Raw genomic sequence first — 13,032 nt, 5'->3', positions numbered from 1 at the left:
CGCTCCTCCGTCGCGCGCAACGCCCTGGAGCACCATGCACCCGCATGCCACGCTGAGCGCCAAGCGCTGTCGACGACGAGGCGCGCAGGAGGCGGTCGAAGCCATGGACGTGTTCGATGAAGCAGCGGACCCGGGTTGGTCCCTCCTCCGTGTCGTCCCGCTGTTCGGCCTCGCCGTCAGCGTCGGTGCGGTCGCCGGTGCGGCCCTCGCGGCCGGTGCGGAGCTGTTCGGTGCGGTCGGGACCGTCTCGATGCATCCGGCCGATCTCGGCGGGATCGCCGTCCTCGTCGGCGGACTCGTCGGTGGGATGCTCGCAGCCGTCGGGGCGGTCGGCGCGCTGCTGGCGCTCGGCATCCTCGACCATTGGGGCGAGCGGGGCCCGGTCCACCGGGCCTGGATCGCCGGTGGTGGTGCGGCCTTCCTCGTCCTGATCGTCGGCGGCCTCATCGCCGCACCCATCGGACTCGCCTCGACGATCGGGGTCGTCGTGTTCGCGGTGCTCGCCGCCGGAGTGGCGGCCGGCGGTGGGCTCTACGCCTTCGAACGGGCGCTGGCGCGTCGTCGAGCCGGGTGGGTCGGCCTCAGCCGGTAGCGCGGACGGTCAGCCGGCGAGCTGCTGAAGGCGCGCCCGGTGCCAGTCGGTCTGCGTGAGGGCCGAGACGCGCAGGAGACCGGTCAGTGCGTCCCATCCTGCCGACCAGCCGATGCGGGAGGCGATGGTCCACACGCTCGCGTCGGGGTCGTCAGCCAGGACGGCTCGCACCTCGTCGGCTCGCCGCAGATGGTGCGCGGCCAGCTCGTCGCAGCGGTCCGCGAGTCCCGTGAACCGGAAGCCGTGTCCGGGGACCACCTGATCGCCGTCGTAGCCGCGGACGCGGTCGAGCGACGACAGGTAGGCCGTCACCGGGTTCTCCGAGGTGCGCGCTCCGAGGCCGAGGCCGGAGAAGATCGTCGGCAGCACGTGGTCGCCCGTGAAGAGGTAGCCGCGGTCCTCATCGCGGAGGGTGAGGTGACCCGTCGTGTGGCCGGGTGTGTGCAGGACCCTGATCGAGCGACCGGGGAGCGTCAGCAGCTCGCCGTCCTCGAGCGTCCGGTCCGCGCGGGTGTCGCCGAGGTGCCCGGCGGGTGCCGTCGCACGAGTGGCCCAGGGGCGCACGGTCGTGTCGTCGGCCGGGACGCCCCACTCGTCCAATGCTGCAGCGAGAGCGGCGGGGCCCGGCGGCGTGGAGCCGGCCGCCTCGTCCTCGAGGCGGTGCATGAGGACCGGTGCGGCGAGCTCGTCGCGGAGGGTGCCGGCGAGGCCCAGGTGATCGGGGTGCAGGTGGGTCACGACGACGCCCGTGAGCGTCGTCACCCCGATACCGCGGAGCTCCTGCAGCAGATGTTCGCGGCCCTCGGGGGTGTCGGTTCCGGGGTCGACGACGATCGCGCGACCGTCGGTGCCGAAGAGGACCGAGCAGAGGGTGAACGGATTGCCGGGGTCGCCGGTCGGGACGGCGATGACGACCGTGTCGGCGTCGAGGTGCTCCGTCGCAGGGATCCGGCCGTCGCGGAAGGCGGCAGCCTGGGATTCGCTCGATGAGGTGATCATGGTGCTGCTCCGGGTGGTGTCGGGGGACGGACCAACCCTAGTCGTGGGGCCCGTCGGGTTCAGTACGATGGGTGCATGACCGTCAACGACATCCTCATCGGCGTGATCGCCTTCATCACCGTCTTCGGCGGCATCGGCCTGGTCGGAGCGCTCGTCGCCATGGCCAAGTCCGGTTACCACGGCTGATCCTCCCCGGAGGAGGCTCGGCCGGTTCCGCTGCGGCTCAGCGGGCGACGGCCTCGTCCGTGGCACGCTGTACCGCCGCGAGCGCTGCCGCGACGGCCGAACGCTGCAGTGATCCCTTCCTCGCCGTCGCGACGATCTTCCGTTCGCTCATCCCGGCGATGGGTTTCCGCACCACGTCGGTCCGCGAGCCGATCGCGATGTCCGGAAGGACGGCGATCGACAGCCCGGCCGCCACATGGTCGATGACGACCTCGTAGCTCGTGAACCGTCCCGCCACCTTCGGCTCGAACCCCGCGCGACGACAGATCAGCGGGACGAGTTCGCCGAGGTAGGTGCCCGGGGCGTCGAGGGCCCACGACTCCCTCTGCAGCTCGCTGAACGTGACCTGCTCCTGTGCGGCCAGTCGGTGGTCGAGCGGCGCGATGAGCAGGAGGGGGTCGGTGGTGAGCGGCACGCTGTGCACCGAGGGGTCGAGGAGGAACCCGTCCTCCTGATCGACGGTGATCACGACGTCGCAGGTTCCCCGCTGGACCGCCGTGGTGCTCTCGTGCGGTTCGACCTCGATGAGTTCGACCTCGAGGCGCGGGTACTGCCGCGCGAGGGAACGGGCTGCGGGGATGAGGATGGGGGCGATGACGCTTGCGAACCCGGCGATGCGGAACCGACCGGACGGCTCGGACTCGACCTCGGCCAGCTCGACCTCGATGGCGTCCATCTGCGCGAGCAGGGCCCGAGCGCGCTCGACGAGCAGCGCACCGGTCGGCGTCAGGGTGAGCGTCCGGCCGCGTCGTTCCAGGAGCGCGGCGCCGGTCTCGGCCTCGAGGACGGAGAGCTGCTGCGAGACGGTCGAGGGGCTGAGGTCGAGCTCACGGCCGACGGCGCGGATCGTACCGAGGCGGTCGAACGCCTCGAGCAGTCGCAGTCGCACGGGGTTCAGGGCCATGTTGCAACAGTATCGAGCGCGCCAGGGCGCTCTCCACAAGGGTCGCAGTCCGATCCGGGTCCCGTGGCTTCCGGAGGGTGCTGACCGTCACCGTCCGGTTCACTCCCAGACGAGCTCCTCCGGCAGATGGCCGGGCTCGGCGAGTCGGGCGTTCCGGAGCACCGCGCCGTCGGGGCCGAGCGAGAGCGCCGTCACCGAGAGCGAGGCGAGGCGCAGACCGTCGTGGTCGTCGATGCGGACGATCGCCTCGTCGGCGTCGGCGGGGACGCTCGTCGTGGAGCGCAACGTGCGCAACCACGGCTCCCAGGACGCGGCCGTCGCTCCGTCCAGCGGCCCGGTGGGCGACGGGACGTCGAGGAAGGCCGGCCGCCACCGGTGGACCCGGGGCACGTCGAGGTGGTCGGGGCCTTCGTGCGTCACGAGGTGGAGACCGGGTGCGACGTCGACCGACCGGAGCGAGGCGCCGTCCCAGCTCGTCACGGTGACGCGGTCAGGACCCAGCTCCACGAGGTTCCAGGACCGGGCGCTGCGAGCGTCGTCCGCGTCGACGCCGGTCGTGACGGCTTGCAGGGGGAGGACGCCCCGCGAGGTCCACCCGGCGGCGGGCATGTCGAGGTCCTCGCGTCGGTTGAGGACCACCGCCGCCCGGGGGCCGCCTGAGGCGCCGTCGTTCGTCGCCAGCCACGCGCCGCCCGCTTCGCGGTCGTGGATGCCGCGGACGCCGTCACCGAGTCCGGGCCACCACGCGCCGGGTGGATCCCAGGCACGCCCCGGCTGCTCGTCTCGCAGCCCGAGGACGGCGATCGGCCACGCGCGCCCCGGCTCGAAGTCGATGATGACGGTGCACACGCTGGTTCCTCCTCGGGCCGGCCGGACTAGGACAGACTAGACGAGGACCCGGCGCGGGAGCGCCGGAAGCGAGGAGGCGGCATGGGCGTGCAGGATGCATCGCGGGAGGCGGCGGGGCGCACGGTCGTCGTCGGGATCACAGGCGGGATCGCCGCGTACAAGGCGGTCGGCGTCGTCCGCGGGTTCGTGCTCGCGGGCTTCGACGTCCACGTGGTGCCCACCGAGAGCGCCCTCCGGTTCGTCGGCCTGCCGACGCTCGAGGCGATCAGCCGGAACCCCGTCACGACCTCGCTGTACGACGGCGTCGCCGAAGTCCGGCACGTCGCCCTCGGGCAGCGCGCGGAGCTCATCGTCGTCGCACCGACGACGGCCAACACCCTCGCGAAACTCGCGGCGGGACTCTCCGACGACCTCCTCGGCACCACCATCCTGGCCAGCCGGGCGCCGGTCCTGCTGGCGCCGGCGATGCACACCGAGATGTGGCAGCACCCGGCGACGACCGCGAACGTCGCCCTCCTGCGATCGCGCGGGGTGGCCGTCATCGGGCCGGCGCACGGCGCGCTGACGGGCGGCGACACGGGGCCGGGACGCATGAGCGAGCCCGACGACATCGTGGCCGCCGGCTTGGCGCTGCTCGCCGGACGCACACCTGGAGCGGACGCGCACCCGGACGACCTGCGGGGTGAGCGCGTCGTCGTCTCGGCCGGTGGCACCCGTGAGCCGCTCGACCCGGTGCGGTTCCTCGGGAACCGGTCGAGCGGTCGGCAGGGGCTGGCCATCGCGCAGGCCGCCGCCGAGCGCGGGGCGGACGTGGTGCTCGTCGCGGCGCCCCTGGACGCCGACGTCGCGGCCGAAGCGGCTGCGGTCGACGGTCTGCGGGTCGTCCCGGTCGGCACCGCAGCGGAACTCGCGGTCGCCGTGGAGGACGCGGCGGCCGACGCGACGCTCGTGGTCATGGCGGCCGCCGTGGCCGACTACCGCGCCGCCGAGATCGCCGAACGGAAGATCAAGAAGGACGACACCGGCGACCAGCTCACCCTGCGACTCGTCCGCAACCCCGACGTGCTCGCCGGACTCGCCGCGGCCCGGGTGCCGGGACGGATGGTCGTCGGGTTCGCCGCGGAGACCGCCGCCGACCGCGAGGAGCTGCTGGCCCTCGGCCGGGCCAAGGCGGCACGCAAGGGCGCCGACCTCCTCGTGCTCAATCGTGTGGGGTGGACGAACGGCTTCGGCACGCCGGACAACGAGGTCGTCGTGATCGACGGCGCCGGCGAGGTGGTCGGCGAGGCGACCGGGTCGAAACGCGGCATCGCCGACCGGCTGCTCGACCTCGTGCTCGCCCACCGGGCGGAGCCGGTTCGTTCCCAGGCTGGCGAGCCTCCCCCCGAACGGGGCTGACCACTGCCACGATGGCACCATGCCACGCCTCCGTCCCGCGCGCCGTCGCGCCTCCATCGCCGCGGCGCTCGCCGGAGTCATCGTCCTCTCGATGGGTCTCGCGCAGCCGGCCGCCGCTGCGGAGTACCCCAGCTGGGAGGACGTCGAGGCGGCCCGTTCGAGCGAGTCCTCGAAGCAGTCGACCATCGGTCAGATCGAGGGGCTCGTCCAGCAGCTGAAGACCGCTGCGGCGCTCGCCGAAGCCGAGGCCGTCCTCCGTGCCGACGAGTACGAGGCCGCTCAGCTGGCCGTCGACGAGGCGAGCTACCGTGCCGTCTCGCTCCGTGAGCAGGCCGTCGCAGCGACGACCGCGGCGCAGGCCTCCAAACGCCAGGCCGGCGCGCTCGTCGCCGCGTGGTTGCGGTCGGGGAACGTCGACCTCAGTACCGCCGCGTTCCTCGACGGCCAGGAGCCGGAGTCGCTCCTCGGACGTTTGAGCACGATCACGAAGCTCAGCGAGTCCACGGACGGCACCTACGACCGGGCGAGGACCGATGCGAACACGGCGTCGCTCCTCACCGAGCAGGCGACCATCGCCGAGGCCGCCCTCGGCGAGCTCGCCGCGGCAGCCGAGACCGCGCTCGGCGACGCGGTCGCGGCCCGCGCCGATGCCGAGACCGCCGTGTCCGAGCAGCAGGAGTACCTCGCGACGCTCGAGGCCCAGCTCGTGGTCCTCAAGGAGAACCGCGCAGCCACCGAGGCCGACTACCGCAAGGGCGAGGAAGTCAAGGCGGCCGCGGCCGCCGCTGCTGCAGCCGCGGCGGCTGCGGCTGAGGCTGCACGGGCGGCTGCCGAGGCCGCTGCCAACGCCGGCGGTGGCGGAGGAGGCGGCGGAGGTGGCGGTGCCTCGGGTGCCGTCGGGAGCCAGGGATGGGCCCTGCCGATCTCCGGCCGGATCACCGACAACTACGGACCGCGACCCGGTCGCCCCGTGCCCGGCGTCAACCCGTTCCACTCGGGCACCGACATCGGAGCAGGTTGTGGGCGAGCGGTCTACGCCGCGAACGCCGGCACGGTGGTCTACGCCGGCTGGCTCGGCACCTACGGCAACTGGGTCCTCGTCGACCACGGCGGCGGCGTCATGACCGGATACGCGCACAACAGCAGCATCCTCGTCGGCGAGGGGCAGTGGGTGTCCGCCGGTCAGAACATCTCGCTCGTCGGGACGACGGGTGCCTCGACCGGATGCCACGTGCACTTCGAGGTCAGGATCGGCGGTTCGCGCGTCGACGCCGTCCCGTTCATGGCGGACCGGGGCATCCGGCTCGGCTGAGCCGCGTCCCGGATCGAGGCGTCAGAGTCCGAGGCGCTCGAGCTCGGCGTCCATGCGGCGAGCCATCTCCGCGTACCCCTCGTCGTTCGGGTGGAGGCCGTCTGCGGCCATCCACTCCGGGTGTCCCTCGATCCAGTGCGACGCCCCGGGGATGGTGTCGGCGTCGATCTCCTGCGCGGCGTCGGCCACCCAGCCGATGATCGTCTCGATCGACTGCGGTCGCTCGTCGGTGTACCAGAACGGTTCGACGACGATGAAGCGGGCCTCCGGGAGGGCGTCGCGGAGGCGATGCAGGTCCGTCGTGATCTGTTCGTGGATCCGGTCGGCGGCATCGTCGAAACTGAACGCGTCGTTGAGGCCCATCGTGACGAAGACGATGTCGGGCTGCTCGGCGATGATGAGGGAGGGGAGGTCGCCGCTGCCGTCGCCGAAGCGGTCGCGGTGGTTCACGAACCCGAGGCCGTTGACGCTGGGGTTGAACTCCCGCCAGCCGCGTTCCTCGCTGACGACGGTGGACCAGCGGTTGGCCGGGTCGCTCGCTCCGGTGCCGAGGGTGTACGAGTCGCCGTAGAACGCGACGAGCGGTCCGTCGCCCGTGGCGCCGCCGGTCCCCGAGCCGGGGGAAGCGCAGGCGGTGAGGCCGGTGGCGAGGGCGAGCAGGGTGACGGCGGCGAGCAGTCGTGATCTCATACGGATGCTTCGGAGCGGTGGGCGTCGCGGAGGGCCCAAGCGCCGGTCGACTGCCGACGGCCCGGAACGCGGATGCGGTTACGGTTACGTCGTATCAACGCGAATGCGTGCACTAGCCTGTCTCCATGCCGCAGATCCGTATCCGAGACGCCGCCCTGTTCCTCGGGGTCAGTGACGACACCGTCCGTCGCTGGATCGACCAGGGCGCACTCGTCAGCGCGAAGGACGAGGCGGGCCGAGCGGTCGTCGACGGCCTGTCGCTCGCTCGGCTGGCCAGGGAGAACGCCGTCCTCCCCGTCGACCCCTCGGAGATCGGACGCTCGGCACGCAACCGCTTCGTCGGCATCGTCACCGACATCACGATGGACACGGTCATGGCGCAGGTCGAACTGCAGTGCGGCCCGCATCGGGTGGTGTCGCTCATGAGCAGTGAGGCCGTACGTGAACTCGGTCTCGAACTCGGGTCCACGGCCATCGCCGTCGTGAAGGCCACGACGGTCCTCATCGAGACCCCGAAGGCGAGCTCATGAACCGCATCGCACCCCGTCGATCCTTCCGACTGCTCAGTGCACTGGCCCTCGGCACCGGCGTCCTGCTCGCGGCGTCCGCCTGCGCCGCCCCCACCGCGACGCCGACACCCGCCGCCTCGGCCACGGCGGACGATCTCAGCGGCTCCGTCACGGTCTACGCGGCGGCGTCGCTCAAGACGACCTTCACTGCGCTCGCGGAGGACTTCGAGGAGGCGCATCCCGGTACGACCGTCGAGCTGACCTTCGCCGGCTCCTCCGACCTCGTCACGCAGCTCACGAACGGTGCTCCCGGCGACGTGTTCGCCTCCGCAGACGAGAAGAACATGGCGAAGCTGACCGATGCCGACCTCGTCGAGGGCGACCCGGTCGACTTCGCGACCAACGTCCTGCAGATCGCCGTGCCCCCGTCGAACCCTGCCGGCGTGAAGACGTTCGCCGACCTCGCCCGTCCGGGCGTCAAGACGGTCGTGTGTGCGCCGCAGGTCCCCTGTGGAGCGGCCACGGTCACCGTCGAGGACGCCACGGGTGTCGCGCTGAGCCCGATCAGCGAGGAGTCCTCCGTCACCGACGTCCTCGGCAAGGTGACCTCGGGCGAGGCCGATGCCGGGCTCGTCTACGTGACCGACGTCATCGCGGCCGGCGACGCCGTGCGGGGCATCGCCTTCCCCGAGTCGTCAAAGGCCGTCAACACCTACCCGATCGCGCCGCTGGCAGGAAGCGCGAACCCCGCCGTCGCTGCGGCGTTCGCGGCCTACGTCGTGAGCGCCGAGGGACAGCGGGTGCTCGCCGACGCCGGCTTCGGCGCACCGTGACCCCGTGAGGGAACTCGGCTCGGGGGTGCCCCGCTGGATCGTCGTCGTCGCCGCGGTCGGCGCGGCGTTCGTCCTGCTGCCGCTCGTCGCGATCGTCCTGCGCGTGGACTGGGCGGACTTCGGTGCACTCGTCACCTCCGAGTCGTCGGTCGCGGCGCTCGGGCTGAGTCTGCGGACGTCGTCACTCGCGACGGCCCTCTGCATCGTGTTCGGCGTGCCCCTCGCCCTCGTCCTCGCTCGCACCCGGTTCCCGGGGCAGCGTCTGCTGCGGTCGCTCGTCCTCCTCCCGCTCGTGCTCCCACCCGTCGTCGGCGGGATCGCCCTGCTCTACACCTTCGGTCGGCTCGGCCTGCTCGGACCGGCGCTCGCGGACGCCGGGATCGACATCGCGTTCTCCACGACCGCCGTCGTCCTCGCCCAGACCTTCGTCGCCCTGCCGTTCCTCGTGTTGAGCCTGGAGGGGGCGATCCGCACGACCGGCTCGCGGTACGAGGCCGTCGCCGCGACGCTCGGTGCACGTCCCACCACGGTCTTCCGCACCGTCACGCTGCCGCTCCTCGCACCCGCCGTCGTGTCGGGCGCGATCCTGTCGTTCGCGCGGGCCCTCGGCGAGTTCGGTGCGACCCTCACGTTCGCGGGCAGCCTGCAGGGGGTCACGCGGACGCTGCCGCTCGAGATCTACCTGCAGCGCGAGACCGATCCCGACGCCGCGGTCGCGCTGTCGCTCGTCCTCGTCGTCGTGGCCGTGCTCGTCGTCGGCGTCGCTGGGGCGCAGGGGGCGATCCGCCGTGGACGGACCGTCGCCGGAGTAGTGCGATGACCGGGGCGGCCCTGGAGTTCCGAGCGACGTTGCGTGAACGCGACTGGGAGCTCGCCGTCGACCTCGCCGCCGGGGAGACCGTCGCCGTGCTCGGACCGAACGGCGCCGGCAAGTCGACGCTGCTCGCCGTCCTCGCCGGGCTCCTGCGTCCGGACACGGGTCACGCGACCCTCGCCGGTCGCGAGCTGTTCGCGGTCGGTGGATCGGGTCGGGACCGGTGGTCACCGCCGCATCGGCGGGGGATCTCGCTCCTGGCGCAGGAGGCGCTGCTCTTCCCGCACCGCTCCGTGCTCGACAACGTCGCCTACGGCCCGCTGGTCGCCGGAGCGTCGCGCGGCGAGGCTCGGGACATCGCCCGACGACGACTCGCGGACGTCGAGGCGTCCGAGCTCGAAGGGCGCCGTCCTGCCGAGTTGTCCGGCGGTCAGGCGCAGCGGGTGGCGCTCGCCCGCGCGCTGGCCCCGGACCCGGCCCTCCTGCTCCTCGACGAACCGATGGCCGCACTCGATGCGACGGTCGCGCCCCACCTGCGCCGCATGCTCCGTGAGCAGTTGCACGGACGGACGACCGTGCTCGTGACGCATGAGGTGCTCGACGCGTACACGCTCGCGGACCGGGTGATCGTCCTGGACGCCGGGCGCATCGTCGAGCAGGGGCCGACGGCGGAGGTGCTCGAGCGGCCGCGGACGGCGTTCACCGCGGACCTCGCGGGACTCGAACTGTTGTCGGGCGTTCGCACAGCACGCGGGATCCGTCTGCGGGACGGGGCGGAGGTCGAGGTCGACACCTCCGCGGAGATAGACCCGATCCCGGTCGGGGTCGCCGCCGCCTGCGCGTTCCGACCGTCCCGCGTCGAGGTCCGAGAGGCTGACGGGTCTGGCAGCCCGAGTGCGTCAGGCGCCCTCCGCGCGATGATCACCGACCTCGAACCCCGCGGTGACGTCGTCCGGGTCCGCTCGGCGGTCATCACCGCCGACGTCGCCGTGCAGCAGCTCGCGGCCGCGGGGTGGTCGACGGGGGACGTCGTCGACTTCGTGGTCGACCCGCGGGCCGCGGTCCTCTACCCGCGCTGAGGCGTCCTGCTCCGGGACACGTCCGAGACGTGACAGAGTGAGTCGATGAACCGATTCTGGAGGCGCTGGTGGCCGATCGTCGTCGGGGCGGCCGGCACGCTCGCCATCGGCGGGATCTGCGCGGCGCTCGTCGCCATGGGGCTCGTGCGGCCGAACGCGATCCTGGCCGCCTCGTACGCGGTGCGCGGTGTCGACGTCTCGTCGTACCAGGGCGAGATCGACTGGGACGTCCTCGCGGCTCAGCCCATCGACTTCGCGATCATGAAGGCGACCGAGGGATCAGGTGATCAGGACGAACGGTTCGCCGCGAACTGGGCGGGCGCGCAGCGTGCGGCCGACGAGAGCGGCTTACTCATCGGGGCGTACCACTTCCTGAGTTTCGACAGCCCGGCCGAGACGCAGGCGCAGAACATCTTCGACACCGTGCCGGTCACTGCGGGCGCTCTCCCGATCACCATCGATCTCGAGTGCTACGCCGACTACTGCCGGACGCCACCGAGTGCTGAGCGGGTCGCCGCCGTGCTCGATCCGCTCCTCGCCGCACTCGAGGAGCACTACGGTCGGCCGCCGATCATCTACGCAACCATGCGGTATTACGACGCGTTCCTCGCGGGTGCGTACGAGCGGAACCCTCTCTGGATCCGCTCGGTCGTCACGCCGCCGGTCCTGTCGGACGGGCGGGCGTGGGACCTCTGGCAGTACACCAGCCGGGAACGGATGCCCGGGTACGTCGGCAAGGAGGAGTTCATCGACGTGAACGTCTTCGACGGTTCACGGGATGACCTCCAAGCGCTCGTCGGACCCTGAGCCGCGGCGTCCAGAGGCGCCTCGGGTTACGGCGCGGGAGCGGGACCGGTGGTCGGCTCGGCGACGGGGAGGAACGTGTCCTCGCCGTCGACCTCCTGCTCGATGGAGTCCTCGGTGGTCTCGTGGTCCTCGGGGAGGTTGTCGTCGTTCGCTGCGTGCTTGCTCATACGACCACGATACGACGGGTGTCGCGCCGGGCAATGGGGTTGCGCGTCGCAGGCGTCCTCAGGAGGCGAAGGCGAGTGAGCGGGCCATGAGTTCTGCGGTCAGGAGGTCGACGGCCTTCGGGCCGACGCCGTGGATGCGGAGCAGGGCGGCGGGGGAGACCCTCGTGAGCTGCTCGAACCGGGTGAAGCCGTGCGCGCTGAGTGCGTCGTGGGCGACCGAGCCCATGGTGGCCGGGAACTCGGATGCCTCGGCGGGCACGAGTTCGACGAACAGTGCGGCGATCCGCTCCTCGATGTCGTCGCGGATGCGGCGGACTGCCTCGATGCCTTGCCCGGCCGGATCCTCGAGTTCCCAGTCCTCGTAGCGCTTGCCGGGGAAGATCGGGCAGGCGTCGCCGCAGCCCATCGTGATGACCGCGTCGGACGCCCGGACGGCGTCGGTCGTGAGGATGCGGGGCACGGCCGCGGTGATGTCGATGCCGTGTTCGGCCATCGCCTCCACCGCCACGGTGTTGATCCGGTCCTTCGGCTCGCTCCCGGCCGACAGCACCTCGACCCGGTCACCGGCGAGGGCACCGAGGAAGCCGGCTGCGATCTGGGAGCGACCGGCGTTGTGCACGCAGACGAAGAGGACGGTGGGGGTGGTGGTCGTGATGGTCATGGCGTCTCCTGGGGGTGGCGTGAGCCGAGTGCGGACGAATGGTCGAGCAGCTCCACGAGGGCAGCGTAGCTGCTGGCGGGGTCGGCGCCGCGGGTGAAGCCGCCGACGAGCTCGAGTGACACGAAGCCGTGGAGGGCCGCCCGGACGATGCGTCCGGCGTCCGTCATCGCCACGCTGTCGAGACCGCGCCCCGCGAGTGCGCGTTCGACGAGCATCACGAGCTCGCGGTCGGCCGGCTCGCCGGTGTCGGCACGGACGTCCTCGATCGAGAACGCGAGGGTGTACCGACCGGGATAGGCGAGGGCGAAGCGGCGGTACCCGTCGGCCAGTGCGGTGAGGGCGGGGGTCCCGCTCAGGCTGGTCGTCGCGATGTCGAGCCCGCTGGCCAGTTGGGCGAGGGCGAGCTGGGCGACGGCGGCGCGGAGGTCCTCGGTGCTGCGGACGTGTTTGAGGAGGGCCGGTGCCGAGGTGTCGAGCTCGCGGGCCAGGGCGGCGAGTGTGAGGGCGTCGGCTCCGTGCGTGTCGGCGAACTCGGCGGCTCCGACGATCACCCGTTGGCGGGAGAACTTCGTCCGGGAAACGGGTGCATCGGTCATCGGATCGAGCCTAACGGCACGCTGCCCTGATGCCGTGCTGCCTCAGACCGTCGGCGGTGTGGCTTCGTGGTGGGGCGCGCCGTGCGTGCGGCGGTCCTCCTTCATCGCGGCTTCCGCGAGGTGGCGTCGGCCGCCCGCCAACTCGTTGCGGACCTCCGCCTCGAGCGTGCGGAACGGCTCCCAGTAGTTGCCGTCGTAGTCTTCGACGATCTGGAACGTCCAGCGTCCGTCGATGACGTTGCGTCCGACCAGCTCGGTGTCGATCCGGTCGGCGAGGGCGTCGTGTCCGGCTTCGCGCAGAGCGTCCGCGGCTTCGCCGAGCGCGAGGTCCGCTTTACCGGTCAGGCGATGGAAGCCGTAGAGCATGCCGCGCGCCTGCTCGACGACTTCGAGCGCCTCGGTCACTTTGCCGACCGCTTCCACGGTGGCGTCGTCGACCCCTTCGGGGACTCGGTGGGCGTCGTCGGGGCCGTCGGTGGTGCGATCGTCTGCAGAACTCATGTCATCAGTCTGTCCCGATCGGCCCCGGATGTCTGGGGCTTGCGGACGGAGGTGCACGATGCGATCCGGCGGACGTCCTCACGTGCATCGAGCTGG

General features: G+C 71.9%; 15 protein-coding genes and 1 pseudogene. 8 read left to right on the top strand and 8 right to left on the bottom strand.

Annotated elements, in window-relative coordinates; translation table 11 throughout:
- Window positions 1-34: 34 nt before the first annotated feature.
- A complete protein-coding gene (locus HOW07_RS06185) occupies window positions 35-592 on the top strand; it encodes a hypothetical protein (RefSeq protein ID WP_147427134.1) in 558 nt (185 codons plus the stop codon).
- 9 nt (window positions 593-601) lie between these two features.
- Here the strand turns inward: HOW07_RS06185 and HOW07_RS06180 are convergent, their stop codons facing one another.
- The 3 genes from HOW07_RS06180 to HOW07_RS06170 all read right to left on the bottom strand — a co-directional run bounded on the left by HOW07_RS06180 (window position 602) and on the right by HOW07_RS06170 (window position 3,569).
- Window positions 602-1,591, bottom strand: coding sequence for an MBL fold metallo-hydrolase (locus HOW07_RS06180; RefSeq protein WP_175116341.1), 990 nt, complete (start codon window positions 1,589-1,591; stop codon window positions 602-604).
- A 223-nt stretch (window positions 1,592-1,814) separates the two neighbouring features.
- A complete protein-coding gene (locus HOW07_RS06175; RefSeq protein WP_071259707.1) occupies window positions 1,815-2,720 on the bottom strand; it encodes a LysR family transcriptional regulator in 906 nt (301 codons plus the stop codon).
- Between the two features lie 99 nt (window positions 2,721-2,819).
- Complete coding sequence (locus tag HOW07_RS06170; protein ID WP_175116340.1) at window positions 2,820-3,569, bottom strand: NRDE family protein; 750 nt, start codon at window positions 3,567-3,569, stop codon at window positions 2,820-2,822.
- 81 nt (window positions 3,570-3,650) lie between these two features.
- Here HOW07_RS06170 and coaBC point away from each other — a divergent pair, with 81 nt between their 5' ends.
- Complete coding sequence (gene coaBC, locus HOW07_RS06165) at window positions 3,651-4,967, top strand: bifunctional phosphopantothenoylcysteine decarboxylase/phosphopantothenate--cysteine ligase CoaBC (RefSeq protein ID WP_175116339.1); 1,317 nt, start codon at window positions 3,651-3,653, stop codon at window positions 4,965-4,967.
- 19 nt (window positions 4,968-4,986) lie between these two features.
- Window positions 4,987-6,279: a M23 family metallopeptidase gene (locus HOW07_RS06160; protein WP_121291673.1), complete on the top strand. Its 1,293-nt coding sequence runs from the start codon at window positions 4,987-4,989 to the stop codon at window positions 6,277-6,279.
- Between the two features lie 21 nt (window positions 6,280-6,300).
- On the opposite strand, the gene HOW07_RS06155 is transcribed toward HOW07_RS06160, so the two are convergent.
- Window positions 6,301-6,969, bottom strand: a complete 669-nt coding sequence (locus HOW07_RS06155; protein WP_175116338.1) for an SGNH/GDSL hydrolase family protein — start codon at window positions 6,967-6,969, stop codon at window positions 6,301-6,303.
- 125 nt (window positions 6,970-7,094) lie between these two features.
- On the opposite strand from HOW07_RS06155, the gene HOW07_RS06150 reads away from it, so the two are divergent.
- The 5 genes from HOW07_RS06150 to HOW07_RS06130 are packed head-to-tail and all read left to right on the top strand — an operon-like array spanning window position 7,095 to window position 11,011.
- The gene (locus HOW07_RS06150; RefSeq protein ID WP_064296069.1) at window positions 7,095-7,499 is read left to right on the top strand and encodes a molybdopterin-binding protein; all 405 of its coding nucleotides are present in this window, start codon (window positions 7,095-7,097) and stop codon (window positions 7,497-7,499) included.
- Entirely contained in the window at window positions 7,496-8,311 is an 816-nt protein-coding gene (modA, locus tag HOW07_RS06145) for a molybdate ABC transporter substrate-binding protein (RefSeq protein ID WP_175116337.1), read from the top strand. Before HOW07_RS06150 ends, modA begins: the two co-directional genes overlap by 4 nt.
- Before the next feature lie 4 nt (window positions 8,312-8,315).
- Entirely contained in the window at window positions 8,316-9,131 is an 816-nt protein-coding gene (locus tag HOW07_RS06140) for an ABC transporter permease (RefSeq protein ID WP_371743587.1), read from the top strand.
- Entirely contained in the window at window positions 9,128-10,204 is a 1,077-nt protein-coding gene (locus HOW07_RS06135; RefSeq protein WP_175116336.1) for a sulfate/molybdate ABC transporter ATP-binding protein, read from the top strand. Before HOW07_RS06140 ends, HOW07_RS06135 begins: the two co-directional genes overlap by 4 nt.
- A 45-nt stretch (window positions 10,205-10,249) precedes the next feature.
- Window positions 10,250-11,011, top strand: coding sequence for a GH25 family lysozyme (locus tag HOW07_RS06130; RefSeq protein WP_175116335.1), 762 nt, complete (start codon window positions 10,250-10,252; stop codon window positions 11,009-11,011).
- Between the two features lie 26 nt (window positions 11,012-11,037).
- On the opposite strand, the gene HOW07_RS06125 is transcribed toward HOW07_RS06130, so the two are convergent.
- The 4 genes and pseudogenes from HOW07_RS06125 to HOW07_RS06110 all read right to left on the bottom strand — a co-directional run bounded on the left by HOW07_RS06125 (window position 11,038) and on the right by HOW07_RS06110 (window position 12,936).
- Window positions 11,038-11,178: a hypothetical protein gene (locus tag HOW07_RS06125; protein WP_153303386.1), complete on the bottom strand. Its 141-nt coding sequence runs from the start codon at window positions 11,176-11,178 to the stop codon at window positions 11,038-11,040.
- Window positions 11,179-11,431: 253 nt separating this feature from the next.
- Window positions 11,432-11,839, bottom strand: a pseudogene (locus HOW07_RS06120) (arsenate reductase ArsC); the annotation flags it as partial.
- The gene (locus HOW07_RS06115) at window positions 11,836-12,435 is read right to left on the bottom strand and encodes a TetR-like C-terminal domain-containing protein (RefSeq protein ID WP_175116333.1); all 600 of its coding nucleotides are present in this window, start codon (window positions 12,433-12,435) and stop codon (window positions 11,836-11,838) included. The gene HOW07_RS06115 and the pseudogene HOW07_RS06120, both read right to left, overlap by 4 nt.
- A 42-nt stretch (window positions 12,436-12,477) precedes the next feature.
- A complete protein-coding gene (locus tag HOW07_RS06110) occupies window positions 12,478-12,936 on the bottom strand; it encodes a hypothetical protein (RefSeq protein WP_079001566.1) in 459 nt (152 codons plus the stop codon).
- Between the last annotated feature and the right edge of the window lie 96 nt (window positions 12,937-13,032).

This window comes from Plantibacter sp. MCCC 1A11337 (genome assembly GCF_013349365.1).
GTDB lineage: Bacteria > Actinomycetota > Actinomycetes > Actinomycetales > Microbacteriaceae > Plantibacter > Plantibacter flavus_A.
Note: the sequence above shows the minus strand (reverse complement) of the source record. Positions and strands in the feature narration are given on the sequence as shown.